23 protein-coding genes are annotated in these 23,737 nt (G+C 67.6%); 14 read left to right on the plus strand and 9 right to left on the minus strand.

From position 1 onward, the window contains the following. Nucleotides 1-33 precede the first annotated feature (33 nt). A complete protein-coding gene (locus AC3WTE_RS16015) occupies nt 34-318 on the plus strand; it encodes a hypothetical protein (protein ID WP_492438962.1) in 285 nt (94 codons plus the stop codon). Continuing rightward, the gene (locus AC3WTE_RS16020) at nt 318-647 is read left to right on the plus strand and encodes a DUF3349 domain-containing protein (protein ID WP_492438964.1); all 330 of its coding nucleotides are present in this window, start codon (nt 318-320) and stop codon (nt 645-647) included. The genes AC3WTE_RS16015 and AC3WTE_RS16020 overlap by 1 nt, the downstream gene beginning before the upstream one ends. Before the next feature lie 43 nt (nt 648-690). Here the strand turns inward: AC3WTE_RS16020 and AC3WTE_RS16025 are convergent, their stop codons facing one another. The 5 genes from AC3WTE_RS16025 to AC3WTE_RS16045 form a co-directional block, all read right to left on the minus strand. Next, nucleotides 691-1,080 (minus strand): VOC family protein, encoded by a 390-nt coding sequence (locus AC3WTE_RS16025; protein ID WP_459366794.1) that lies wholly within the window; start codon nt 1,078-1,080, stop codon nt 691-693. A gap of 4 nt (nt 1,081-1,084) precedes the next feature. Further along, nucleotides 1,085-1,957, minus strand: coding sequence for an SDR family oxidoreductase (locus AC3WTE_RS16030; protein WP_492438966.1), 873 nt, complete (start codon nt 1,955-1,957; stop codon nt 1,085-1,087). Between the two features lie 20 nt (nt 1,958-1,977). Continuing rightward, the gene (bluB, locus tag AC3WTE_RS16035) at nt 1,978-2,637 is read right to left on the minus strand and encodes a 5,6-dimethylbenzimidazole synthase (RefSeq protein ID WP_492438968.1); all 660 of its coding nucleotides are present in this window, start codon (nt 2,635-2,637) and stop codon (nt 1,978-1,980) included. Nucleotides 2,638-2,656: 19 nt separating this feature from the next. Continuing rightward, nucleotides 2,657-3,124 (minus strand): hypothetical protein, encoded by a 468-nt coding sequence (locus AC3WTE_RS16040; protein ID WP_492438970.1) that lies wholly within the window; start codon nt 3,122-3,124, stop codon nt 2,657-2,659. A 109-nt stretch (nt 3,125-3,233) separates the two neighbouring features. Further along, a complete protein-coding gene (locus AC3WTE_RS16045) occupies nt 3,234-4,151 on the minus strand; it encodes a 1,4-dihydroxy-2-naphthoyl-CoA synthase (RefSeq protein ID WP_492438972.1) in 918 nt (305 codons plus the stop codon). A gap of 99 nt (nt 4,152-4,250) precedes the next feature. Here AC3WTE_RS16045 and AC3WTE_RS16050 point away from each other — a divergent pair, with 99 nt between their 5' ends. Further along, nucleotides 4,251-4,526, plus strand: a complete 276-nt coding sequence (locus AC3WTE_RS16050) for a hypothetical protein (RefSeq protein ID WP_492438974.1) — start codon at nt 4,251-4,253, stop codon at nt 4,524-4,526. A gap of 74 nt (nt 4,527-4,600) precedes the next feature. Here the strand turns inward: AC3WTE_RS16050 and AC3WTE_RS16055 are convergent, their stop codons facing one another. Then, nucleotides 4,601-5,053 carry a nitroreductase family deazaflavin-dependent oxidoreductase gene (locus AC3WTE_RS16055; protein WP_492438976.1) on the minus strand — a complete coding sequence of 151 codons (453 nt, stop codon included), beginning with the start codon at nt 5,051-5,053 and terminating at the stop codon, nt 4,601-4,603. A gap of 70 nt (nt 5,054-5,123) precedes the next feature. On the opposite strand from AC3WTE_RS16055, the gene AC3WTE_RS16060 reads away from it, so the two are divergent. After that, on the plus strand, nt 5,124-5,840 hold the full coding sequence (locus AC3WTE_RS16060; protein WP_492438978.1) for a hypothetical protein: 717 nt from the start codon (nt 5,124-5,126) through the stop codon (nt 5,838-5,840). Between the two features lie 12 nt (nt 5,841-5,852). On the opposite strand, the gene AC3WTE_RS16065 is transcribed toward AC3WTE_RS16060, so the two are convergent. Continuing rightward, on the minus strand, nt 5,853-7,121 hold the full coding sequence (locus tag AC3WTE_RS16065; protein ID WP_492438980.1) for a CynX/NimT family MFS transporter: 1,269 nt from the start codon (nt 7,119-7,121) through the stop codon (nt 5,853-5,855). A gap of 47 nt (nt 7,122-7,168) precedes the next feature. Here AC3WTE_RS16065 and AC3WTE_RS16070 point away from each other — a divergent pair, with 47 nt between their 5' ends. Continuing rightward, nucleotides 7,169-7,840, plus strand: a complete 672-nt coding sequence (locus AC3WTE_RS16070) for a FadR/GntR family transcriptional regulator (RefSeq protein ID WP_492438982.1) — start codon at nt 7,169-7,171, stop codon at nt 7,838-7,840. Between the two features lie 92 nt (nt 7,841-7,932). Here AC3WTE_RS16070 and fadD8 read toward each other — a convergent pair whose 3' ends face one another. Then, a complete protein-coding gene (fadD8, locus tag AC3WTE_RS16075) occupies nt 7,933-9,567 on the minus strand; it encodes a fatty-acid--CoA ligase FadD8 (protein ID WP_492438984.1) in 1,635 nt (544 codons plus the stop codon). Between the two features lie 96 nt (nt 9,568-9,663). Between fadD8 and AC3WTE_RS16080 the strand changes: the two genes are divergently transcribed. The 3 genes from AC3WTE_RS16080 to AC3WTE_RS16090 are packed head-to-tail and all read left to right on the plus strand — an operon-like array spanning nt 9,664 to nt 13,890. Further along, a complete protein-coding gene (locus tag AC3WTE_RS16080; RefSeq protein WP_492438986.1) occupies nt 9,664-11,274 on the plus strand; it encodes an amidohydrolase in 1,611 nt (536 codons plus the stop codon). 29 nt (nt 11,275-11,303) lie between these two features. Then, a complete protein-coding gene (locus AC3WTE_RS16085) occupies nt 11,304-12,869 on the plus strand; it encodes a long-chain-fatty-acid--CoA ligase (protein ID WP_492438988.1) in 1,566 nt (521 codons plus the stop codon). A 46-nt stretch (nt 12,870-12,915) separates the two neighbouring features. Beyond that, nucleotides 12,916-13,890, plus strand: coding sequence for an o-succinylbenzoate synthase (locus AC3WTE_RS16090; protein WP_492438989.1), 975 nt, complete (start codon nt 12,916-12,918; stop codon nt 13,888-13,890). Here the strand turns inward: AC3WTE_RS16090 and AC3WTE_RS16095 are convergent. Beyond that, nucleotides 13,883-14,692 (minus strand): class I SAM-dependent methyltransferase, encoded by an 810-nt coding sequence (locus AC3WTE_RS16095; protein ID WP_492438991.1) that lies wholly within the window; start codon nt 14,690-14,692, stop codon nt 13,883-13,885. The genes AC3WTE_RS16090 and AC3WTE_RS16095 overlap by 8 nt on opposite strands. Before the next feature lie 172 nt (nt 14,693-14,864). Between AC3WTE_RS16095 and AC3WTE_RS16100 the strand changes: the two genes are divergently transcribed. The 6 genes from AC3WTE_RS16100 (at nt 14,865) to AC3WTE_RS16125 (ending at nt 23,734) form a co-directional block, all read left to right on the plus strand. Beyond that, nucleotides 14,865-16,307: a PPE domain-containing protein gene (locus tag AC3WTE_RS16100; RefSeq protein WP_492439200.1), complete on the plus strand. Its 1,443-nt coding sequence runs from the start codon at nt 14,865-14,867 to the stop codon at nt 16,305-16,307. Nucleotides 16,308-16,453: 146 nt separating this feature from the next. Continuing rightward, nucleotides 16,454-17,323, plus strand: coding sequence for a (3R)-3-[(carboxymethyl)amino]fatty acid oxygenase/decarboxylase (gene scoE / locus AC3WTE_RS16105; RefSeq protein WP_492438993.1), 870 nt, complete (start codon nt 16,454-16,456; stop codon nt 17,321-17,323). Beyond that, complete coding sequence (locus AC3WTE_RS16110) at nt 17,320-17,859, plus strand: FcoT family thioesterase (RefSeq protein WP_492438995.1); 540 nt, start codon at nt 17,320-17,322, stop codon at nt 17,857-17,859. Before scoE ends, AC3WTE_RS16110 begins: the two co-directional genes overlap by 4 nt. A gap of 5 nt (nt 17,860-17,864) precedes the next feature. Then, nucleotides 17,865-19,364: a fatty acid--CoA ligase FadD10 gene (gene fadD10 / locus AC3WTE_RS16115; RefSeq protein ID WP_492438997.1), complete on the plus strand. Its 1,500-nt coding sequence runs from the start codon at nt 17,865-17,867 to the stop codon at nt 19,362-19,364. Next, on the plus strand, nt 19,357-19,602 hold the full coding sequence (gene mmaB / locus AC3WTE_RS16120) for an acyl carrier protein MmaB (RefSeq protein WP_492438999.1): 246 nt from the start codon (nt 19,357-19,359) through the stop codon (nt 19,600-19,602). Before fadD10 ends, mmaB begins: the two co-directional genes overlap by 8 nt. Further along, on the plus strand, nt 19,589-23,734 hold the full coding sequence (locus AC3WTE_RS16125) for an AMP-binding protein (protein WP_492439001.1): 4,146 nt from the start codon (nt 19,589-19,591) through the stop codon (nt 23,732-23,734). Before mmaB ends, AC3WTE_RS16125 begins: the two co-directional genes overlap by 14 nt. Nucleotides 23,735-23,737: the final 3 nt, after the last annotated feature.

Genomic DNA, 23,737 nt, shown 5'->3' on the forward strand with positions numbered 1-23,737 from the left:
GGTATTTCCAGCAAAGACTTAAGGAACAGTTCGATGCACTATTTGGAATCAATTTTCCGGGTTCTGGTCGTGGGCTTGATCTTCGGTGCCGGCCTGCCGGCGGTGTTTGCCGGCGGTCTGGTTGCCTACTCCAACGGTGCCGGTGGTGTCGGTGACGACGGCACCACCCACGCGCCCAACGCGGTGCTGAAGTACCTCGGCCTGCTGTTGTTCGTCCTCGTCGGCGCGATCGTGTTGCTCGCCGTGCTGTGGATCACCAAGGACGTGATCGCGCACCACACCGGCGTCAAGATCTTCGAACCCCTGGGGCTCAAATAATGAATGAGCCCATCGTTGTGCCCGCGCCCAACAACACGGCGGCCCTGTTCGTCAGCATCCTGAAGTGGTTGCGTGAGGGGTACCCGGACGGAGTGCCGCCGAAGGACTACTTCCCGGTCCTGGCACTGCTGCGGCGTTCCCTCAGTGAGGACGAGGTCGTCGAGGCGGCCCGCACCGTCCTGCGTTCCAACGACGGGGAAACCCCGGTCACCGAAGACGAGATCCACGACGCGATCCAGCGGATCACCGACCAGGCGCCCAGTCCCGAGGACATTCAGCAGGTATCGGCTCGGCTGGCCGCGGTCGGTTGGCCGCTGGCCACACCGTAGCGCTGACCCGCCGCGGTACTCACCATCCGAGACACCCGGAGCGCTAGCTCCGGGTGTCTCGTCGTAGTGGGTGGGTGTCGGGCACCTGTACGAAGATCAAGGTGACCCGGTCGGGATCGGTGACGTGCATCTCGTGCAGGCCCCACGGTTCTTGTTGTGCCGCACGGGAAATTGTCACCCCGCGGCCTTCGAGTTCGGCCTGCGTCTGATAGACGTCCCGTACCTGCAGCCACAGTGCGCCCGGGAACGGGGCCGCGGGTCCGCTGTCGTCACGCCCGTGGCCGGCGAGCTCGATCAGGGACTGCCCGGCGTAGAACACTGTGCCGGCACCGTATTCGCGGGCGATGGCGAGGCCGATGGCGTCGCGGTAGAAGGCGATCGACTTCTGGTAGTCGACGGGGCGGATCAGGATGCGGCTGGCCAGGATTTCCATGACGTCACCCAATCGGTTGTGCGCGTTGGCGTTTCATCATCCTGTCGACCACGCCGGGAACGAAGCTGTTGAGGGCGTGCGACGTCACCGCCATCCGCGGTGCGATGCGCACCGGACGGGTCTTGGCCGCGGTGATCATCCAGTCGGCGGCTTCGTCAGCCGACAGTCCCGGCAGCCCGTCGTAGGCGCGGGTCGGTGCGATCATCGGCGTTTTCACCAGCGGGTAGAACAGTGTCGTGGAGTGCACTCCGCTTGCGCCCCACTCGGTTTCGATGACCCGGCTGACGGCGGTGAGCGCGGATTTGGAGGCGTTGTACACCGCGAACAGCGGCGACGATTCATTCATCACACCCCACGTGGACACGTTGATGATGTGCCCGTCGCCGCGCTCCAGCATCCCGGGGGCGAAGCCGCGGACCAGCCGCAGCGGCGAGTAGTAGTTCAGGGTCATGGTGCGTTCGAGGTCGTGCCAGCGGTCCAGGGATTCGGCCAGTGGCCGGCGGATGGACCGGCCGGCGTTGTTGATCAGGATGTCCACGCCACCGAGCTCGGCTTCGACGTCGGTGACGAGCTTGTCGATGGCGTCCATCTCCGACAGGTCGCATGGCCGGGCGATCGCGTCGCCCCCGCTGTGGGTGATCCTGGCCGCCACCTTGTCCAGTAGATCGGCCCGGCGGGCCACGATCACGACCGTCGCACCCAGATGGGCCAACTTGGCGGCGGCCGCCTCGCCGATGCCCGACGACGCACCCGTCAGCACGATGCGTTTGCCGGCCAGGTCCACCTCGCCGTGGCCCGACAGCCGTTCGATCAGGGGTGGCCGCATACCGGCGAGCAGCAGACTCTCGGTGACGCGGCGCAGTGGACTTTTGCTCACGCCCCCGAGCTTAGGGAAACTCAGCTCGTTCGGGTGGCAGGCCAGCTGTTCGTGTACACCAGTTCGTCGAGCGGGCGGGCTGTCGTCCAGCCCACGATCTCGAGTTCGGGGCGGTCCGGGAACTCCGGCACCGGGCCGACGCACAGCACCGCGATCGGGTCGGCGCCCTCGGGCATGCCCATCAGCTCGGCCAGCTCTGCCGGTTCGAACAGCGAAACCCAGCCCAGCCCAAGACCTTCCGCGCGGGCTGCCAGCCACATGTTCTGGATGGCGCAGGACACCGACGCCAGATCCATGTGCGGCATGGTGCGCCGGCCGAAGATGTGGCGTTCGCGATCGTCGCCCAGCGCCACGACGAACAGCTCAGCGCAGTCGCCGATGCCCTCGACCTTGAGTGCCAGGAACTCCGCTTCGCGGGGCCCGAGAGCCTCGCCGGTCCGGATTCGCTCGGCGTCGACCAGTTCCTTGATCGCTGTCCGCATGCCCGGGTCGGTGATTCGCAGGAAGCGCCACGGCTGCATCAACCCGACACTCGGCGCCATGTGGGCAGCCTCCAGGATACGCCGCAGAACATCTTCGGGCACTTCGGAATTCGGCGTGAAGTGCCGCATGTCCCGGCGCTCGGCCATGACCCGGTAGACGGCTGCGCGTTCGGCGTCGGAGTAACTGGGCTCGCTCACCCCGGGAGGCTAACAGGGATCAGCGAGACCCCAGCGCGTCGGAGTGGGGCCGGTGGAACCGGCCGGGTGCCCCAGCCTCCTCTGTGGAGCGGCTGGGGAAGGCGAACCACACCATCACGGCCAGGTTGTAGGCGGTGAGAACGGCGTACAGCACGGTGTCGCGGGAGTCGAAGCCCAGCGGGCCCGGGTTGTGGCTCGACGTCGCCGCGACGCACACCGCGGTCACGACGCACCAGCCGAGTGCGGCGACCCGGTTGAACATCACCGCGCTCCGGCCCAATGAGGCGAAGACCGTCAGCACGCCGACCACCAGCAGCAGAGAGCAGTGCAGCGGGGTGACACGCAGAAACAAGATCGGGGCGCCGGACGCGCCGAAATGCGGGTTCGCCATGGACCAGGCCAGGCCGGCGCCGCCGAAAACGCCCATGGTGAACCCCTGGGCGCCCAGCGCCCGGCGGCCGACTCGCGCGCGTGCCCTGACATTCACGTGCTCAGTCTGACGCGAGCCGCCCGACATCGATACGCGCCCAAGCGGATACACAGGGCACTCATGGGAAAGCGCACAGCGTCGCCCCGTTCCTGTGACCGCCAGCAACTCAGAAGTAACGCGGGAACTCGCTCCAGTCCGGGTCCCGCTTCTGCAGGAACGCGTCCCGGCCCTCGACGGCTTCGTCGGTCATGTACGCCAGGCGCGTGGCCTCGCCGGCGAAAATCTGCTGGCCCACCAGACCGTCGTCGATCAGGTTGAACGAGAACTTCAGCATCCGGATGGCCTGCGGAGACTTGCCGTTGATCTCTGCCGCCCATTGCAGCCCAACGGTTTCCAGGTCCTTGTGGTCGACGACCTCATTCACGGCCCCCATGGCCCGCATCGATTCGGCGTCGTAGGCGCGGCCCAGGAAGAAGATCTCGCGGGCGAACTTCTGCCCGGCCTGGCGCGCCAGGTAGGCGCTGCCGTAGCCGCCGTCGAAGCTGCCGACATCGGCGTCGGTCTGCTTGAACCGGGCATGCTCCCGGCTGGCCAGCGTCAGGTCGCAGACAACGTGCAGGCTGTGGCCGCCGCCGGCCGCCCAGCCGTTGACCAGGCAGATCACGGGCTTCGGCATGAACCGGATCAGCCGCTGGACCTCCAGGATGTGCAGCCGTCCGGCGCGGGCCGGGTCGACGGTCTCGGCGGTGTCGCCGGACGCGTACTGGTAGCCGCTGCGGCCACGGATGCGCTGGTCGCCGCCGGAGCAGAACGCCCAGCCGCCGTCCTTCGGCGACGGTCCGTTGCCGGTGAGCAGGACGACGCCGACGTCCGGGCTCATCCGGGCATGGTCGAGTGCGCGGTACAGCTCGTCGACGGTGTGCGGCCGGAAGGCGTTACGGACGTCGGGCCGGTCGAAGGCGATCCGGACCGTCGGCTGCGGCTTACCGTCGCGCACGTGGCGGTGGTAGGTGATGTCGGTGAGTTCACCGAGCTCGGTCACCGGCTGCCAGAGCTGAGGGTCAAACGGATTGTCTGCGTTCACGCCTCGACCTTAGAGCTGCCCGGGTTTGGCCTGTGAGCCCCATGGGTACTAGGTCGCAGACAAACGGCGGCCGATGGCGGCCCGAACAGGAGAGGCTCAATGAAGCGGTCAGCAAGCGTGGTGGTGTCAGGTCTCATTGCCGGACTGGTGCTGGTCGGATGCTCGCCGTCCGTTCAGGGCGGCGACACCAAGTGCAAGGACTTCGTGGGAGCCGACGAGAAGACGCAGAACCAGGCGGTCAACAAGATGATCAAGGATCGCAAGGGCGCCGACCCGTCGTCGCTGGAGGTGACGGGCACGCGCGCCTCCGCGCTGGCGTGGTGCCAGACGGCCGGTCAGCAGGACGCCCCGATCAAGAACGCGCCGCACATCTGACGGGCACTGGAGCGTGGGGGTTTACGCGGAAATTCGGCCGGGATTTCTCGTAAGGCCCCACGCTCGCTGCGGTGCTAGACCGGATCGAACCGGAACACCGCGCAGCGTCCGGCGAGCGCCTCGAACTCGTCGGGGTTGGGGCCGGTCACCAGGCCCGCGTTCTTCATGAACCCGACGCCCGTCGGCACCAGGATGGGGAACTGCCGCAGCAGCGGGCGGGCCTCCTCGGCGGGTACCTCGAACAGCCGGACCTCTTCGCGCTTCCGGCCCTGGGTCACGGTGGCGGTGACCGCGGCGCGCGCGTTGCGCACCCAGTCGGCGTTCGGGAATCCACCTACGACGTAGCGGCGGCCGTCGACCTCGAACGGGGTGATGGGCGTCGACCGCGGCGCACCGGATTTGCGGCCCGGCACGGTCAGCACGACGGGACCCTTGATGGGAACCACCCGCATGACGGCCATCATCACTTTGTTCATCGGCTTGAGCCACCACGGTGGCTTGAGGTTCGCGTCGCTGTCCAGGCCCATGGATCGAGGCTAGACGAGCCCCCGCAACTGCGCTGGCGTGCTATGTTCGCCCAGCTGAAGGAGGGTTTCGATGTCTGATCAGTGGCCGCCACCCGGGCAGTTCGGGCCGGGGCAACCGTATGGGGGCAACCCGTACGGCGCTCCCGGTGTGCCGCCGAACGTGCCCTACCCGCAGTACCCCCAGCAGTATCCGCAGTATGGGCAGCCTGTCGGGTACGGCACGCCCACGCCCGGGTCGGCCAGCCCGTCCGGCGTGACGGCCATCATCGCCGCCGTGCTGAGTCTGCTCGGCGCCGTGTCGACGGCGTTCCAGGCGTTCTCCAGCTGGTACGTGGTCGCGACGTTGAGTTCACTGTCCGATTCCATCTCGAGCGGGTCGGATACCAGGTCCGGGCTGATGGGCCTGAGCGCCGTGATGGCCGTCGTGCAGACGATCGTGGCCGTCGCGCTGCTGGTCGGCGGCGTGCTGTTGGTCCTCGGGCGGTCGGCGGGCCGCTGGATCGTGATCGGCAGTTGCACGGTTGTGGTGCTGTCCAACGTGGTCGGCCTGTTCGCCTCGCTCACCATTCTCAAGCGGCTCGGCACCGCGCTCGGCGGCGGCTACGAGGGGATGCAGCAAATGGCGGGGATGTCGGTGATGAGCGCCGCGGTGCCGATCGTGTTCGCCCTCGCCACCGGTGTGCTCGCAGCGCTGAACTCGACGCAGCAGTGGTGCCGGTGGAAGAGCGGCCAGTCGGCGCCCGCCGCTCCGGTCGCGTACCCCGGCTACCCGCCGTCGCCGTACTAGCCGGACCGCGGTTCAGACGTAGCGGTTGCGCCCGGCGAACCAGCCGGCCGTCAACTGCACTGCGTACACGCTGAAGAACAACACGAACGGGACCTGCCAGCCGCCGGACACGTCGTGCAGCAGCCCGAACAGGAACGGCCCGGTGCTCGCGAACAAATAGCCGAAGCCCTGAGCCATGCCCGAGAGCTGTGCGGTGTCCTCGGCATTGCGTGCGCGCAGCGCGATGACTGTCAGAGCCAGCGAGAACGCGCTCATGCCGATACCGACCAGCACGCTCCACAGCACCGGTGCCGCGCTGGGTGCGACGAGCAGACCGATGGCGCCGGACAGGCCCAGCACACCGAGGCCGACGTTCCACAGGCTCTGGTGAGTGCTGCGGGCAGCCAGCGGCGAGATGAGCAACGCGACCGGAACGCCGATCAGCGACATCACTCCGGACATCACGCCGGCAGTGGTCTTGTCCATGCCGTTGTCGATGAAAATCTGTGGGAGCCAACCCATCATGATGTAGGCCAGGAACGACTGGCTGCCCATGTAGAGCGTCACCGTCCATGCGAGCGGGTTGCGCAGCAGAGAGCGACGCGGGGTGGTCCGGGCCGCCGTTGTCGCCCAGTCGGTGCGATGCCGGCGAGCGGCCGGATGCCATAACAGCAGGGCCGCCAGCGCGAGCGCGGCCCAGATGGCGAGCGACGGACGCCAGCCGCCGACGCTGTGTTCCACCGCCGGGGTGACGGCGGCGCCGACAGCTCCGCCGGCCTGCAGCGCGCTGGTGTAGATGCCCGTCATCAGGCCGACGTGGGCGGGGAACGAACTCTTGATCACCACCGGGATCAGCACGTTGGCCAGCGCGATGCCGGACGAGGCGAGCAGCGTGGCGCCGAGCATGAGGCCGCCGTCGCCGTACGGCCGCACCGCCAGCCCCAGGGCCAGGACCAACAGGGCGAGCGTCACGGTCCGGCCGAGGCCGAGCCGTTTGGCCAGCAGCGGCGCGGTGGCACCCGCGGCGGAGAAGCACAGCACGGGCAGCGTGGTGAGGATGCCGGCCCAGACCGATGACACCCCGAGTGCGGTGCGCATCTCGCCCAGCAGGGGAGCGACGCTCGTGACGGACGGCCGCAGGTTCAGGGCAGTGACGACGACCGCGACGGCGAGTAAGACGCCGCTCGCGAGGCGGGTGCTCGGGCTCGCCGGGACATCCGCGATTTCGATGGCGCCGTCGAGCTCGAGTGCCAGTTCGTCCTCGTAACGGGCGTGTTCGGAACCGTTCACGGCAGCACTCATGCTGCTATGATGGCATACATCCTATGATTGGGTGAAAGGATGATTTCGTGGCCCTGAACACGGCCCGCCGTGCCGGCTTGGTGGAACAGGTCATCGAGCAGCTCCGCGGTTCGGTCGCGGACGGCGAATGGCCGGTCGGCCATCGCATCCCGAACGAGACCGATCTGGTCGAGGCTCTCGGTGTCGGCCGCAACACGGTGCGTGAGGCCGTCCGGGCGCTGGCGCACGCCGGGCTGTTCGAGGTGCGGCAGGGCGACGGCACGTACGTCCGCGCCACCAGCGAGGTCTCCGGCGCGCTGCGCCGGCTGTGCAGCGACGAACTGCGCGACGTGCTGCAGGTGCGCCGCGGGCTGGAAGTGGAAGGCGCCCGTCTGGCCGCGGCCAACCGGACCGACGACGACATCGCCACGCTGCGGCGCCTGCTGCACGGACGCGACAACGAGCAGCGCGCCGGGCATCACGACGAATTCGTCCACGCCGACACCGAATTCCACTGCGCCGTCATCCGGGCGTCGCGCAACACCATGCTGATCGATCTGTACCTCGGGCTCATCGAGGTCATCACCGCGAGCGTGTCCGTGATGAACGAGACGCCCGTCGAGACCGAGTTCGAGGACCATCACCGGCTACTGGATCGCATCATCGCCGCCGATGCCGACGGGGCTGCCGCGGCGGCCGCCGTGCTCTTCGACCAGCTCCTCGCCGGGTTACCTACCTAGTCAGCCCGAACCGCGAGCACCTCCCGCTGGCGGCAGAAACGCGAAAACCCCCAATTTCCAGAGGAATTGGCGGCCTCGCGACTACTCGCGACCTAGCCGACGGAGCGCTCCGAGCCGGCCCAGAACTGCGCGCGGACGGCCTTCTTGTCGGGCTTGCCGAGCGCCGTCACCGGCACGGCGTCGACGATGACGACCTGCTTCGGCGACTGCACCGAGCCCTTGCGCTCCTTGACGGCCGCCTGAATCTCCGCGGTCATCTTCGCGACCGCCTCGTCGGACCGGTCGGCGTCCGGACGCAGCACGACGACGGCCGTCACGGCCTCGCCCCACTTCTCGTCGGGGGTGCCCACGACGCAGACCTGCGCGATCGAAGGATGTTCGGCCACAACGTCTTCCACCTCGCGCGGGAACACGTTGAAGCCGCCGGTGACGATCATGTCCTTGGTCCGGTCGACGATGAACCAGAATCCGTCCTCGTCCTCCCGGGCCAGGTCGCCGGTGTGCATCCAGCCGTTCTTGAAGGTGTCGGCGGTGGCTTCCGGCAGGTTCCAGTAGCCGCCCGACAGCAGCGGGCCGGACACGCAGATCTCGCCGACCTCACCCTGCTTGACGGGCTGGCCGTCGTCGCCGAGCAGCGCCGTGCGCGCGAACAGCGTCGGGCGCCCGCAGGACGTCAGCCGCTTCTCGTCGTGCTCGCCCTTGGCCAGGTAGGTGATGACCATCGGGGCCTCGGACTGGCCGTAGTACTGCGCGAAGATCGGGCCGAAGCGGCGGATGGCCTCGGCGAGGCGCACCGGGTTCATGGCCGATGCGCCGTAGTAGACGGTCTCCAGCGATGACAGATCCCGCGTGTGCGAATCGGGGTGATCCATGAGCGCGTAGATCATCGACGGCACCAGCATGGTGGCGGTGATCTTCTGCTCCTCGATCACCCGCAGCACCTCGGCGGGGTCGAACTTCTTGAGCACGATCAGCTCGCCGCCCTTGACGATGGTCGGCGTGAAGAACGCCGCGCCGGCATGCGACAGCGGCGTGCACATCAGGAAGCGGGGGTGCTCCGGCCACTCCCATTCGGCCAGCTGGATGGTCGTCATGGTGGTGATGGACTGCGTCGTGCCGATGACGCCCTTGGGCTTGCCGGTGGTGCCGCCGGTGTAGGTCAGCCCGCCGACGTGATCGGGCGCCAGGTCGGCGGCCTCGAGCGGCTGCGGCTCGTACTTCGCGGCTTCTGCCGCCAGGTCGATCGCCGATCCGATCAGCGCATCCGGCACCGGGCCGATGGTCAGGATCTGCTTGAGTGAGGGGACCTTCTCCAGCAGACCGATGGCGCGTTCGACGAAGGCCTCGGTCGGGTCGATGATCAGGGTGGTGACGCCGGCATCGGTCAGGACGTAGGCGTGATCGTCCAGCGAACCGAGAGGGTGTAGTGCCGTGCGGCGGTAGCCCTGCGTCTGGCTGGCGCCGATGATCATCAGCACCTCGGGCCGGTTCAGGGACAGCAGACCGCTGCTGGCGCCGGAGCCGGCACCCAGCGCCTCGAAGGCCTGAATGTACTGGCTGATGCGGTCGGCGAGTTGGCCGCCGGTCAGCGTGGTGTCGCCGAGGAACAGGACCGGCTTGTCTTTGTTGCGTTTGAGGGCGCCAACGGTCAAGTGCCCGGAATGCAGGGGATGGCGCAGCAGCTCGGCTGACGAGCGCTCGCGCGAAGAAGAGACGTCAGGGGTCATAGCCTAAGACTAGAACGTGTTCTAGTCTTGAGGTCAAGCCCGTGAAATTGACGCATCTTGAAACCCGTCCGGCGGACACGCCCTAGCATCCACTTCATGGCCAGCGCAGCCGATCTCGTCATCGTCGGAAACATCCTGACCGTCGACCCGCAACGGCCCACCGCCGAGGCGCTCGCCGTCACCGCCGGACGCCTCGTCGCCGTCGGATCCCGCGACGACGTGCAGCCGTGGATCGGCGCCGACACCGAGGTTCGGGAGGTCGCCGGCTGCGTGCTGCCCGGGTTCGTCGAGGCGCACGGCCACCCATTGATGGAGGCAGTGGTGCTCGGTGGCCGCATGGTCGACGTCCGGCCCGTCACGATGCCGAACGCCGACGACGTCGTGGCCGCGCTGCACGCCGAGGTGGCCGCCCGCGGCACCGACGGTGCCTACCTGAACGGCTGGGACCCGCTGCTGCAGCAGGGCCTCCCGGAGCTGACGCTGGCCTTCCTCGACGAGGTGGCGCCCGACGGTCCGCTGGTGATCGTGCACAACTCGGGGCACAAGGCGTACTTCAACTCGGCGGCGGCCCGCGCCACGGGCCTGACCCGCGACACCCCCGACCCGCACGGTGCCAAGTACGGCCGCGACGCCAACGGCGAGCTCGACGGCACCGCCATCGAGACCGGCGCGGTGTTCCCGCTGGTGACCGGCGTCATGACGCCCACCGACTATCCGGCGCTGCTGCTCGCCGAATGCGCGCGGCTGAACCAAGCCGGCCTGACGACGTGTTCGGAGATGGCGTTCGACCCGATGTTCCGGCCGGTCCTGGAGCAGATGCGCGACAAGCTCACGGTGCGGCTGCGCACCTACGAGATGTCGACGGCGGCCCTGCACACCGATGCATCGCCGGACAACGGCGACGACATGGTGCGGCAGACCGGCATCAAAATCTGGGTCGACGGTTCCCCGTGGATCGGCAACATCGACCTGACGTTCCCCTACCTGGACACCGACGCGACCCGCACCATCGGCGTGGTGCCCGGGTCGTGCGGGCACGCCAACTACACCCGCGAGCAGCTCACCGAGATCGTTGACACGTTCTTCCCGCAAGGTTGGCAGATGGCCTGCCACGTGCACGGCGACCACGGCGTCGACACCATCTTGGACGTTTACGAGGAAGCGCTGAAGCGCTGGCCGCGGGACGATCATCGCCTGCGACTCGAGCATGTCGGTGCCATCACGCCGGCGCAGCTGCGGCGTGCCCATGATCTCGGGGTCACCTGCAGCGTGTTCGTCGACCAGCTCCACTACTGGGGCGACGTCCTCGTCGACGGGCTGTTCGGCCCCGAGCGCGGCGACGTGTGGATGCCGGCCGGGTCCGCGGTGGCCACCGGCATGCGGATCTCGCTGCACAACGACCCGCCGGTGACACCCGAGGAGCCGCTGCGCAACATCAGTGTCGCGGCCACCCGGATCGCCCCGAGTGGGCGCGTGCTGGCGCCACAGGAACGGCTCACCGTCGAGGCGGCCATCCGGGCCCAGACCGTCGACGCCGCCTGGCAGCTGTTCTCCGACGACGCGGTCGGTTCGCTAGAGGTCGGCAAGTACGCGGACCTCGTGGTGCTATCGGCCGACCCGCGCTCGGTGCCGCCGGAAGCCGTCGCTGACCTGGAGGTGCTCGCGACTTATCTGGCAGGACAACAGGTTCACGCCAAAGCCGACTGAGCGCGCGGCAGACGTGGCAGGCTCAGGACATGACTGAACTGTCGGCACCCCGATTCCTCGATGAACGTGTTGCCCACTGGGCCGCGACCAAGCCGGACGGCGAAGCGATCACCTACCTGAACAGGACGTGGACCTGGTCGCAGTGGAACGACCGGGTGCGCCGGCTGGCGGGTGCGCTGTCGGCCTGGGGCATCAAACGCGGGGACGTGGTCGCGTTCCTGGACAAGAACCACCCGGCCTGCGTCGAGCTGACGCTGGCGGCGGCGTCACTGGGGGCCGCCAACGCGATCATCAACTTCCGGCTGGCCGCCGATGAGCTGGATTTCGTGCTGAACGACTGTGGCGCAAAGGTTCTCATCGTCGGCGCCGAACTCCGGCTGGCGGTTGACAAGATTACCGACAAGCTCACTCACGTCGAGCACATCGTCAGCGTGACGCCCGAGGGCGGCGAGGGTGACGAATACGAGGCACTGCTGGCCGGTGCGACTCCGGTGGATCGCTCGCCTGATGTCCAGCCCGACGACGTGTGCATCATCATGTACTCCTCGGGCACCACGGGCCGCCCCAAGGGCGTCGCCCTCACCCAGGCCAACATGATCGCCCACACCATCAACGCTTTCGAAGGCTGGGAGAGCAGCCCGGAGGACAAGAACCTGGTGGCGATGCCGCTGTTCCACGTCGGTGGCTCGTCGTACATGCAGTACGGGCTGCACAACGGGGTGCCGAGCTACATGACGCGCGACGCCGACGGGGCGTCGCTCGCCGGCGGCATTCTGAACGGTGCGAACCGCACGTTCCTGGTGCCGGCCGTGCTGGCCAAGGTGCTCGAGACCGGTCCCGACGCGGTGAAGCTGTTCAGCGCGTTGAAGACCTATGCCTACGGCGCCTCGCCGATGCCGTTGCCGTTGCTGCGCCAGGCCCTGCAGGCCTGGCCGGAGACCGAATTCATCCAGGTGTACGGGCTCACCGAGGTGTGTGGTGTGGTCAGCCGGCTGATGCCCGAGGACCACCGCGCGGACAACGAAGAGCGGTTGGTCAGCGCCGGGGTGCTGATACCCGAGGCCGAGGTCCGGGTGGTCAATCCGGAAACCGTCGAAGATGCGCCTGCCGGCGAACAGGGCGAATTGTGGTTCCGCACACCGACGTTGATGAAGGAGTACCTGAACCGGCCGGATGCCACCGCCGAGGCGATCACGCCCGACGGGTGGTTCCGCACCGGGGACATCGGCCGTGTCGACGCCGACGGCTACATCTTCGTCGAGGACCGGCTCAAGGACATGATCATCTCGGGCGGCGAGAACATCTACTCCATCGAGGTGGAGCGCGTGCTCGCCGAGCACCCGGCAGTGTCCGAGGTCGCGATCATCGGCGTGCCCGACGAGAAGTGGGGCGAATCGGTGAAAGCCGTTGTGACGCTCGAAGGGGAGGTATCGGACGCCGACCTCATCGCCTTCGCCCGCGAACGCCTCGCCGCCTACAAGTGCCCGAAGACCGTCGACTTCGTCGACGACATGCCCCGCAACCCGACCGGCAAGATCCTCAAGAAGGAACTCCGCAAGCCGTACTGGGAGGGCCGGGACCGCGCCACCGTGTGACGCGGCGGCCGGCTCCCGGCGGGCCGCGTACTGAGAGGATGGACGCATGGTGCCGGCCCTGGACCAACTGCTCGAGCGTCTGCATGTCGTCGCGCTGCCCATGCGGGTTCGGTTCCGCGGCATCGACGTTCGTGAAGTCGCGCTGATCGACGGGCCGTGCGGCTGGGGCGAATTCGGCGCGTTCGCCGAGTACGGCCCCGCCGAGGCGGCGAACTGGCTGGCGTCCGGCATCGAGGCGGCGTATCGGCCGGCGCCCGCGCCGGTGCGGGACCGGATCCCGATCAACGCCACCGTGCCCGCGGTCGAGGCGGCCCGGGTGCCCGAGGTGTTGGCCCGTTTCCCGGGGGCCCGGACCGCCAAGGTGAAGGTGGCCGAGCCGGGGCAGACGCTGGCCGACGACGTGGCGCGCGTCGATGCCGTCCGCGCGCTGGTGCCGGTGGTGCGTGTGGACGCCAATGGTGGCTGGACCGTCGAAGAAGCGGTGGACGCGGCGCGGGCGCTGACCGCCTCGGGACCGCTGGAGTACCTGGAACAGCCGTGTGCCACGGTGCCGGAACTGGCGGAGCTGCGGCGTCGGGTCGACGTGCCGGTGGCGGCCGACGAGTCCATCCGCAAGGCGTCGGACCCCCTACGCGTGGTACGCGAGCGAGCGGCGGACATCGCGGTGGTCAAGGTGGCCCCGCTGGGTGGCGTGACGCGGCTGCTGGCGGTGGCCCGGCAGATCGACATACCGATCGTGGTGTCGAGTGCGTTGGATTCCGCGGTCGGCATGACCCGCGGGCTGCTGGCCGCCGGCTGCCTGCCGACGCTCGAGCATGCCTGTGGGTTGGGCACCGGCGGGTTGTTCGTCGAGGATGTCGCGGAGGTGGCAGCGCCGGCTGACGGGTTCCTGCCGGTGGGTCCGGTGGCGCCCGACCCGGCCCGGTTGGCCGCCCTGGCGGCCGCGCCTGCCCGCCGCGACTGGTGGATCGAGCGGGTCCGGGACTGCTATCCGCTCTTGGGGACGTTGTCCGTCAACTGAATTCGACGAGCGTCACGGGTGCGCGGAATCGGGCCAAGGCAGGCAACCGGTAGGACTGCCGGGTGGCCCACGGCACGAACTTGCCCCGCCCGGCCGGATAGCGCAGTTCGCGCACCGCACGGACACCGGGGATGGAGTGCAACTGCGGGTACTGATCGGCGGTGAACCAGAACGGCATCGGGGGCGTCGTGTAATGCTCACTGAGCCGGAAGCCCCGCCGCTGCGAGTACACACTCAGGAACCGGGGCACACTGTCAAACGCCAACCGGCCCTTGGGAAAACGCTCAGCGCACGCGGCAACCAGGTTGAACACGACGTCCGCGGTCAGATACTGGAACAGGCCTTCTGCGGTGATCAGCACGCCATCGGCATCGTCGGCGGCGTCCATCCACGAATGGTCCAGTGCCGACTGGGCGCATTGCCGCAGCCGGTCAGACGCCGGGAGTAACCGCTGCCGCAGCTGGATGATCGGTGCCAAATCCACTGATATCCACGTCATTTCGCCGTTGTCCACGCGCCAGAAACTGGTCTGCAGCCCCTCGGCCAAGGCGACCACGGTCGCGCGCGGGTGCTCGTTCAGATAGTCGCGGGTGATCTCATCGAACACCAGGGCCCGCAGTGCGGTGGCCTGGTGGGTGCGGCCGAAATGGTCATAGTCGTAATCGAGGTCGTCCCGCAGGGCGATCGCCATCGGGTCATCGATGATGCCGTCAGGGCGGGCGGCCTCGGTGGCGCGTTGGTGCAGGGTGAGGAGCGCGGTTTCGGATACGCCGTCGAGATGGCGGGCGTCGATGACTGGCATGGCCACACCGTACGACGACCCATCGGGTGGCTGTCAAAGCCGGTCTGAAAAATCACCTTCCGCATCGCACTTCGATATCCGGCTGTCGCATAGGCGATTTCGCCCGGTCCATCGGACCGGGAACTTTCTCGATGTGTTGACCGACTAGCTAGAGGTGTCTGCACCGATTTGGCTGGCGCTACCGCCGGAAGTGCACTCGGCGCTATTGACCGCCGGCCCGGGTCCGGGTTCGCTGCTTGCTGCCGCCGCACAGTGGCAACAGCTCAGCCTGCAATACAGTCAGGCGGCCGCCGAGTTGTCGGCCATCTTGGCTGATGTGCAGGCCGGTAGTTGGGAAGGACTCACCGCTGCCCGCTATGTCGCCGCGCACGTGCCCTACCTGGCCTGGCTGGAGGAGTCCGCCCTGGCGACGGCTGCCACGGCGGCGCACCATGAAACGGTGGCTGCCGCCTACGGCGCCGCTGTCGCGACCATGCCCACATTGGCGGAGCTGGCCGCCAATCACGCGACGAACGCCGCCCTGGTGGCGACAAACTTCCTCGGTATCAACACAATTCCCATCGCGGTCAACGAGGCCGACTACGCGCGCATGTGGGTGCAGGCGGCCGACGTCATGATCGTCTACGAGGCCGTCGCCTGGGCGGCGACGGCGGCGGTGCCGCCCATTCAGTCGGCTCCGCCCATCGTGGCTCCCGGCGGCGAAGCCCAGAACTCGCTGTCGAACGCGCCCACCTCACCCAGCCAACCGCTGAGCGACCTGTGGCAATTCCTCTCGCAGCTCGGCACCCCGGGCCAGGTCGACCAGATGCTCGAGAACTTCACGCGCTTCTTCGAGCAGTTGGGCTTCAGTCCCGCCACGTCCGCGGTGCTGGCCATGGTGGCGTTGACGCTGTACGACATGCTCTGGTACCCCTACTACGCCTCGTATTCGCTGCTACTGGCCCCGTTCTTCGCGCCGGCGCTCAGCGCACTCGCGGCGCTGGCGCTGGTGAAATCGCCGCTGCCCGCCGGGATCGAGGCCGCGCCGGTGCCTGCCGAACGCACGGTCGTCCCGCCTACGGTCGCTTCGGCGCGCGTCCAAGCCGCGCCACTTGTTCCCGGCATCGAAGTCGGATCACCACAAGCCTCGGGGCCTTCCGTACCGGCGCCGACCACGGCCGGCGCCGGTGGCGCCGCTCCCGCTCCCACCATGATCTACGCGGTGCCGGGGCTGTCACGACCCGGGGTGGGGCCGGGGCCGGAATCCGGCAGCGAATCGCCTGACACCACCACCGACATACTCGACGTTGCCGCGGCGGCGCGAGCTGTGGCTGCCGCCCGTGACCGGGTCAAACGGCCAAGCCGGGCCCGGCGCGGAGCGCGCGGCTATCGTGATGAGCTGCCCGACATGAAAGCCGATATGACTGGTGGCGGCGAGAATTCGCCTGCCTCGCCGGTCATCACGGCCAGTGCGCACGGTGCCGGTCCGGTCGGGTTCACCGGCGTGGTGACGGCGGCGGGTACGGCGCCGACCGGAATGGTAGAGCGGATAGCGGTGGGCGGTAGCAGCCCCGCTGTGCCCCTGCTTCCGTCCACCTGGATAGCCGATGCGCAGGACCGCGGTCAAACGCGATAACACGAATTGCCATGGGGTGCGGAACTTTTCTCGATGTTCCGACGACTACATCAATCGAAGGCAACAGACTGAACATTTTCTGCATTGTGGGGCAACGGATTTCGGTGCCCTGCACTGCGGTGCGGCAAACTTGGGGAGGCGCGTCGATGACGCTCAATGTGCAGGGCCGAGGACTCGGAGCGCAGATCGTTGGGATCGATCCAGACAACCTGAGCAACATCTCGGCTGACGAGCTCCGCGAAATCGTCTACGAGAACAAGCTTGTCGTCCTGAAGGGGCTCGAGCTGTCGCCGGCGCAGTTCATCGAGCTCGGCCGGATTCTCGGCGAGATCGTCACCTACTACGAGCCCGTGTACCACCACAACGAGCACCCCGAGATCTTCGTCTCGTCCACGGAGGAGGGCCAGGGCGTGCCGCGCACGGGGGCGTTCTGGCACATCGATTACATGTTCATGCCCGCACCGTTCGCGTTCTCCATGGTCATGCCGCTGACCGTGCCGGGAGCCGACCGCGGTACGTACTTCATCGATCTCAACAAGGTGTGGGAATCTCTGCCGCCGGCTCAGCAGGAGCGCGTGCGGGGGACGTTCAGCACGCACGATCCGAGACGGCACATCAAGATTCGCCCCGGCGACGTCTACAAGCCGATCGGCGAGGTGTGGGATGAGATCAACCGTGCCACGCCACCGATCAAGTGGCCCACGGTGATCCGGCACCCGCACACCGGCCAGGAAATCCTCTATATCTGCTCCACCGGTACCAGCAAGATCGAGGCCGGCGATGGCGAGGTCCTGGACCCGTCGGTGCTGCATGGACTCCTCGCGGCCACCGGCCAGCTCGACGCTGACTTCGCATCCCCGTTCATCCACACGCAGCACTATGAGGTCGGCGACATCATCCTCTGGGACAACCGGGCCCTGATCCACCGGGCAAAGCACGGCACCGCGGCGGGAACGCTGACCACGTATCGGCTGACCATGCTCGACGGCCTGGCGACGCCGGGGTTCGCGGCATGACCCTCACCGAGGTAACTGAAGCCGAATCGGTTGTCACCGAGCAGATTTCCGAAGACCTCCTGGCCAGAGTGCTGGAGCCGTATTCCTGCAAAGGCTGCCGGTACCTCACGGACGCCGAGTACCGCGCCACCGGCGATTCGATGCTCGCCACCGGCAACTTCAGCATTCCGGAGTCGGTCTACATTCGCAGCACCGGACATTTCAACGCCGTTGAACTGGTGTTGTGCTTCAACCAGCTGGCGTACTCCGCGTTCGCGCCGGCGGTCCGTCGCGGCGAGATCGACGGGTTTCGCGGGTGGTCCATCGATGACTATCTCGAGAACCAGCTGGCCAGCATGCTGATCCGGTCCACGGCATCGCGCTACAAGCGGCAGATCGATGCGCGCAAGTTCTCCGCCCGCCTGACGTGCGAGGGCATCGAGGTCGTCGAGCGAACCTGGCGCTACCTCAAAGTTCCTTGCGCCATCGAGTTTTACGATGACGCCGGCGGATCGGCATTCGGCGAGTTCGAACTCGCGATACTCAACATCCCGTGAGCACCATGACCACTGTGCTGGGACGGCTGCTCGCGCAAGCACGGCAGCGCCCGCAGGCAATCGCGTTGCGGCGTTGCGACGGAACCAGCGCCATCGCCTACGGGCAGCTCGCCGCCGTGGTGAATCGCCTGGCCGCCGAACTGCGGTCGCGCGGGGTTTCTCGCGGGTGCCGGGCGCTCGTGATATCCGACAACGGTCCCGAAACCTACGTCGCAGTGCTGGCGTGCGCGCAACTCGGCGCCATCGCGGTATTGGTGGATCATGGGGTTCCGGCCGCGACCGTCGCGCGTTTCGGTGAGATCACCAGTCCCAGTGTGATTTTGCGCACCCCCGGGGCAGACCCGGCGGTGCTACCGCGCGCCGTGCCGGTGATCACCGTGGACTTCACCGATGGCATTGCGGAAGACATTGATGACGTGCGCGCCATCACCCCAGCGGAACTCACCGCCGACGATCCGTTGGCGATGATCTTCACCAGTGGCACCACGGGCGAGCCGAAGGCCGTGCTGCTGCCCAATCGGACGTTCTTCGCCGTGGCCGACATCCTGGCGCGCGAAGCACTGACCTGGATCAGCTGGGTGGCGGGTGAAGCCACGTATTCGCCGCTGCCGGCCAGCCACATCGGCGGACTCTGGTGGATCCTGAACTGCCTGATGCACGGCAGTGAATGTGTCACCGGCGGAGAGAATTCGACGTCGCTGGCCGAGATTCTGGGCGCCAATCAGATCGCCTCGACCTGTTTGGTGCCCACCCTCCTGACGCGGCTGGTGGCGGAGGTCCGCAGTGGCGCGCCGCTGAGGCCGTTGCGGATGATCGGCTACGGCGGATCGCGCGCCATCGCGGACGACGTGGAATTCGTCGAAGCCGCGGGCATTCACACGGCCCAGGTCTTCGGCCTGAGCGAAACAGGCTGTACCGCCTTGTGTCTGCCGACGGCGGAGGGGTCGATCGCCCGGATCGCATCGGGCGCGGTGGGGCGGCCCTACCCCGGGGTCGAGGTCCGGCTGACCGGTGGCGAAGGTGCCGAGTCGGGCACCTTGTGGATCAAATCACCGGCAAACATGTTGGGGTACTGGAACAATCCCGAACGTACCCGTGACGTACTGGTCGACGGGTGGATCAACACCGGCGACATCTTCGAGCGCGGCGCCGATGGGTACTTCTACATCAAGGGCCGGTCATCGGAGATGATCATCTCCGGCGGTGTCAACGTCGCACCCGACGAGGTGGACCGCATCGCCGAGAGCGTCCCCGGCGTCGATGCGGCCGCGTGCTTCGAGATACCCGATGCCGAGTTCGGTGCGCTGATCGGCCTGGCGGTGATCCCGGCCGCAGACCTCGACGAAGATCAGGCCCGCAAGCTCAAGCAGACCATCGCGGCGCGCTATCGCGCCGAGTCGGAGGCGATGGCCCGGCCGTCGACCATCACGCTGGTGACCGAGATTCCGAGAACGCAGTCCGGCAAGGTCATTCGGGCCGCACTGACAGCGGCGGTCCATGGCTGACGGGCTCCGCGAACGTGTCCTTACGGCCGTCGCCGACGTGCTCTACATCGACGAATCCGATCTGTTCGACGGCGACGCCACCGATCTGCGGGAACTCGGTTTGGACTCGGTCCGGTTCGTCCTGCTGATGAAACGTCTCGGGGTCGACCGCGCATCGGACCTGCCGAAGCGCTTCGCGAACGATCTGACGGTCGAAGGATGGGTCCGGGAATTGGAGCGTCTTCGTGGCGGCGTCTGACAGCGGCCGGATTCCGCTGAGCGTCTCGCAGCAGAACATCTACCACGGGGTGTTGCAGGACCCCGATCCAGCGTTGTACCTGATCGGCAAGAGCTACCGATTCCGGCCGACGGCCTCGGCCGTGTTCCTGTCCGCGCTGGAAGCAACCGTGCTGGGCAACCCCATTCAGTTGTGCGTCCTGGTCCCACCCGCCGTCGGCGACGACTACCCGGATCTCGTTGCCCGGCTGCGGTTTCAGGACATCGTTCGCGTGCAGTCCCCGACAGACCCGGCCAGTGCCGCGCTCGGCGAACTCTGGGCGGACGGCATACTCGACACGCCCCTGGTGCGTTATGTGGTGCACACCGATGTCAGCGGTCAGGTGGTGGGCATGGACGCGCACACGCATCACATCCTGCTCGACGGCGCGGCGACGGCGATCATCGAAGCCGACCTGGCCCGCCATCTGAGCGACGCCGGCCAGAGGCCCAGTGCGGCGGATGGTTTCGATGCATTGGCCGCCGCTCACCGCAGCGAGAGTGCGAGCGTGATGCAGGCGACCCAACGCCATGCCACCGGGTTACATCGTGAGCTGACCGAGCAGGCGCTGCGTGGCAACCCCGCGCCGGGTACCGCTGGCGCGGCGCTCGGCACCGCAGGCCGCGGCGTGTTGCGGGAATCGCATCGGGTCACCGGAAAGGCGTACGACGGCATCGTCGCCCTCGCCGACGCCAAGCAGGTGCCACTGAACATCTTGGTGTCCGCCGCGGCGGTGGCAGTGCACGCGAGCCTGCGCCAGAACACCGAGGGCCTGCTGGTGCATCCGGTGGACAACCGATTCGGCGCCCCCGAGTTGAACGTCGCCACCTGTCTGGTGAATTCGGTCGCCCAACCGGTTCGGTTCCCGCCGTTCGCCTCGGTCCGGGACGTGGTGACGACGATCGACCGCGGCTACGTCACGGCGCTGCGGCGCCGCTGGTTTCGTGAAGAGCGTTACCGCCGAATGTATCTGGCGATCTCCCGCAGCCCCCAGGTCGAAGCGCTGACGGTCAACTTCATGCGCGGCCTGTGCGCTGCCGAACTCAGTCCCTACCTGTCCGAACCTCCGGTGGTCACCGATATCGGTCCGGTCGAGGGAATCACCGTGGCCTGCGTCCACGATGAAGCGCAGCACACCATCGACATCGCGATCTGGACGCGGCTTGACCAACCCGAACCCGGCAATGCCGCGAAGGTCGCCGACCGCATCGTCTCGGCGCTGCAGTCCATGGGCGCACACTGGGACGAGCCGATTGGGTTGACCGTCGACGAGTGGCTCGGGCTCGGGGCCGACGGCCGGCTGGATACCGGCGCCGAGGTTTCGGTGCCGCGCCCGGCCGGGGCGGCCGCATGGTTCCTGGACAGTGCTGTGGATCTGGACCAGTGCCGCGGCCCGGGAGTCGACCGGTGGATCGCCGAGATCATCAGCACCGGTGCCGATTCCGGCGACGTGCTGGTCTTCGTCGACGACGATTCCCAGCGCGCGGTCGAGTTGCTGATCGCGTGCCATCTGGCGGGTTGCGGTTACAGCGTCTGTGCGGCGCCCGGCGAGGTGCCCGCGCGGATCGACGCCATTGCCGATCATTGCGCAGGCCGCGGTCACATGATCGACGTCGGCGCTGCGCTTCCCGAGTTGGACAGCGGGTCAAGGCAACTCGTCGCGGACCGCGTCAGCCGCGTCGCGCACGACGGCGAGCTGGCGTCCCGGCTTGCGTATGTGATGCCGACGTCCGGGTCGACCGGCCAGCCCAAACTCGTTCCGGTGAACCACGGTTCGTTGGCCGTCTTCTGTGCCGCGCTCCGCGCCGCCTACGGCTGGGGGCCCGGGGATACCCTCCTGCAGTGCGCCCCGCTGACCTCGGACATCAGCGTCGAAGAAGTATTCGGCGCACTGTCGGGTGGGGCGCGTGTGGTGCGGTCCACCGCGATGCGTGCCGGTGACCTGCCGGCGCTGGTGCGCGACGTCGCGGTGAACATCGCCACCGTTCTCGATCTGCCCACCGCGGTTTGGCACCTGCTGTGTGAGGACGATGACGCTTTGGTGGCGCTACGGGCGTCGGCACTGCGGCAGGTGATCATCGGCGGGGAGGCCGTCCGGTCCACCGCTGTCGACAAGTGGCTGGATACCGTTGCCGGACAGGGTATCTCCCTGGTGTCGACGTACGGTCCCACCGAGACCACCGTGGTGGTCACCCGATTGCCGATCGGGGCCGATGAACCCGCCCAGACCCGGTCCCGGCTCGGTCGTCCGCTCATCCCGGGCTCGGTGTTCGTCGGTTTCGGTGAGGTCGTCGTCGTGGGGGAGTTGGTGTCGGCCGGCTATTTGGGACTGGACAGCACGAGCTTCGGCGCGGTGCATGCGCCCGATGGCTCCGGGCATCGGGCCTTCGCCACCGGCGACCGCGTCACCATGGACTGCGCCGGGTACCCCGTGCTGGCCGGGCGCCGCGACGCTGTCGTCAAGATCGCCGGCACGCGCTACGACACTGCCGAGCTGCTGCGCCGGCTGTCGGCGGACGCCGCGGTGTCCGATGTCGCGGTGGAGCCGGCCGGAAACGGCTTGGGTATCTGGTTCCAAACCGCGCAGACCCGGGCCGGAAACGACGATCCGGCGGTCGGCGCCCGGGTCCGGAATATCGCAAGGGCACTGGGGGTGCCCGCGTTCCTGGTGACCGGAGTGCGGGCCATCCCGCGGCAACCCAACGGCAAAGTCGACCGCGCGAAACTTACTGCGGCGATGGGAATTGCGCGCGGCGACAGCCATCAGCATCCGCGGGCCGCCGCACTGGCCGAGCTGTGGAGCCGAATCCTGGGGCGTCCCATCCGGCCGGACGGATCGTTGCTGGACGCGGGCATCGGTTCGTTGGACCTGATCCGCATCCTGCCCGAAACCCGGCGATTCCTCGACTGGCAGCTGTCCATTCTCGATCTGATCAGTGCTGACACCGCCGCCAACGTGGTCGGTTGCCGCCCCGATATCGAGGCCTGGATGGACGACGGGACGGCGGCCGAGATCGCTGACGATCTGGCCGCGGTCGCGCAGCCGGAACGCGGCTGGGCACCGGCCCGCAGGTCGCCGCTCGGCGGCCCACAGACTGTCGTGGTCCTCGGCGCATCGGGAATTCTGGGCACCGGTTTCGCGCAGGCGATTCTCGAGCGCAAACAGTCCGGACTCCCGTGTCCTGACGTGGTGTTCGTCTCGAGATCGGCACTGCCCGAATGTGACCCGTGGTCCGCCCTGCGATCGGTGGACGGCGTGAACCTGGTTCACCAACCCACCTGCTTCGACGTCGCGGGACTGAGCGCCCTACTCGACGACGTCGACGCCACCACCGTGGTGAACTGCATCGGAAACACCAACGTGTTGGTGCCCTACCGTCGGCTTCGTGCGGCCAACGTGTCCGCGGTGGGCGCCATCGCCGAAGCGTGTGCACGGCGTGGCGCCAGGCTGGTACACCTGTCGACATTCGTGGTGAACGCCGACGTGGCGGCGGCCCGGGTGACCGACCCCCGCTGTGCGCCGTATCCGTATTCCGCGTCGAAGTCGTTGGCGGAGTTGATTGTTTCACGCACGGGCGAGCTGGATTTCACGGTCGTGCGGCTGCCCAGGGTGCTCGGCGACGTCCGTCAACTCGAGCGGTCCGCGGACATCTTGGTCGCGGTCGTGGATGCCTGCACCGCGTTGGGTGCCTGTCCGGTGGTGCCATTGACCGAAGACGTCACCACTGGGGTGGCCGCCGCACACAGCGTTCTCGGACTGGTTCCCGAACTGTCGCCGGCAGTCGAGCTGGGCCGCGGCATGACGGTGTTGCGTGGTGAAAAGGTGCCCTACACAGAGTTTCTCGGCGGCTTCGGATTCGACGCGATCGACATCGGGGAGTGGAAAGAGCGGCTGGATCGCAGCGGGTGGGCCGCCCGAAACCCGTCGCGATGGGCGGTGATCGATGCGTGGGCCGGCTTGGGTACCAGGTTGCGGGGCCGGACGTATGCCGACTACCTCGCCGAATATCCCACCCTCGACGTCGATTTCGAAGCAGTCGCGGAACGCATCAGTGCGCCAGAGTCGCTTCGCGATGTCTTTGGCGCTTATCAGATTGTGAGGAGACAACCTTGACGG

This window comes from Mycobacterium sp. FW102-FHT13B02 (assembly GCF_058790275.1).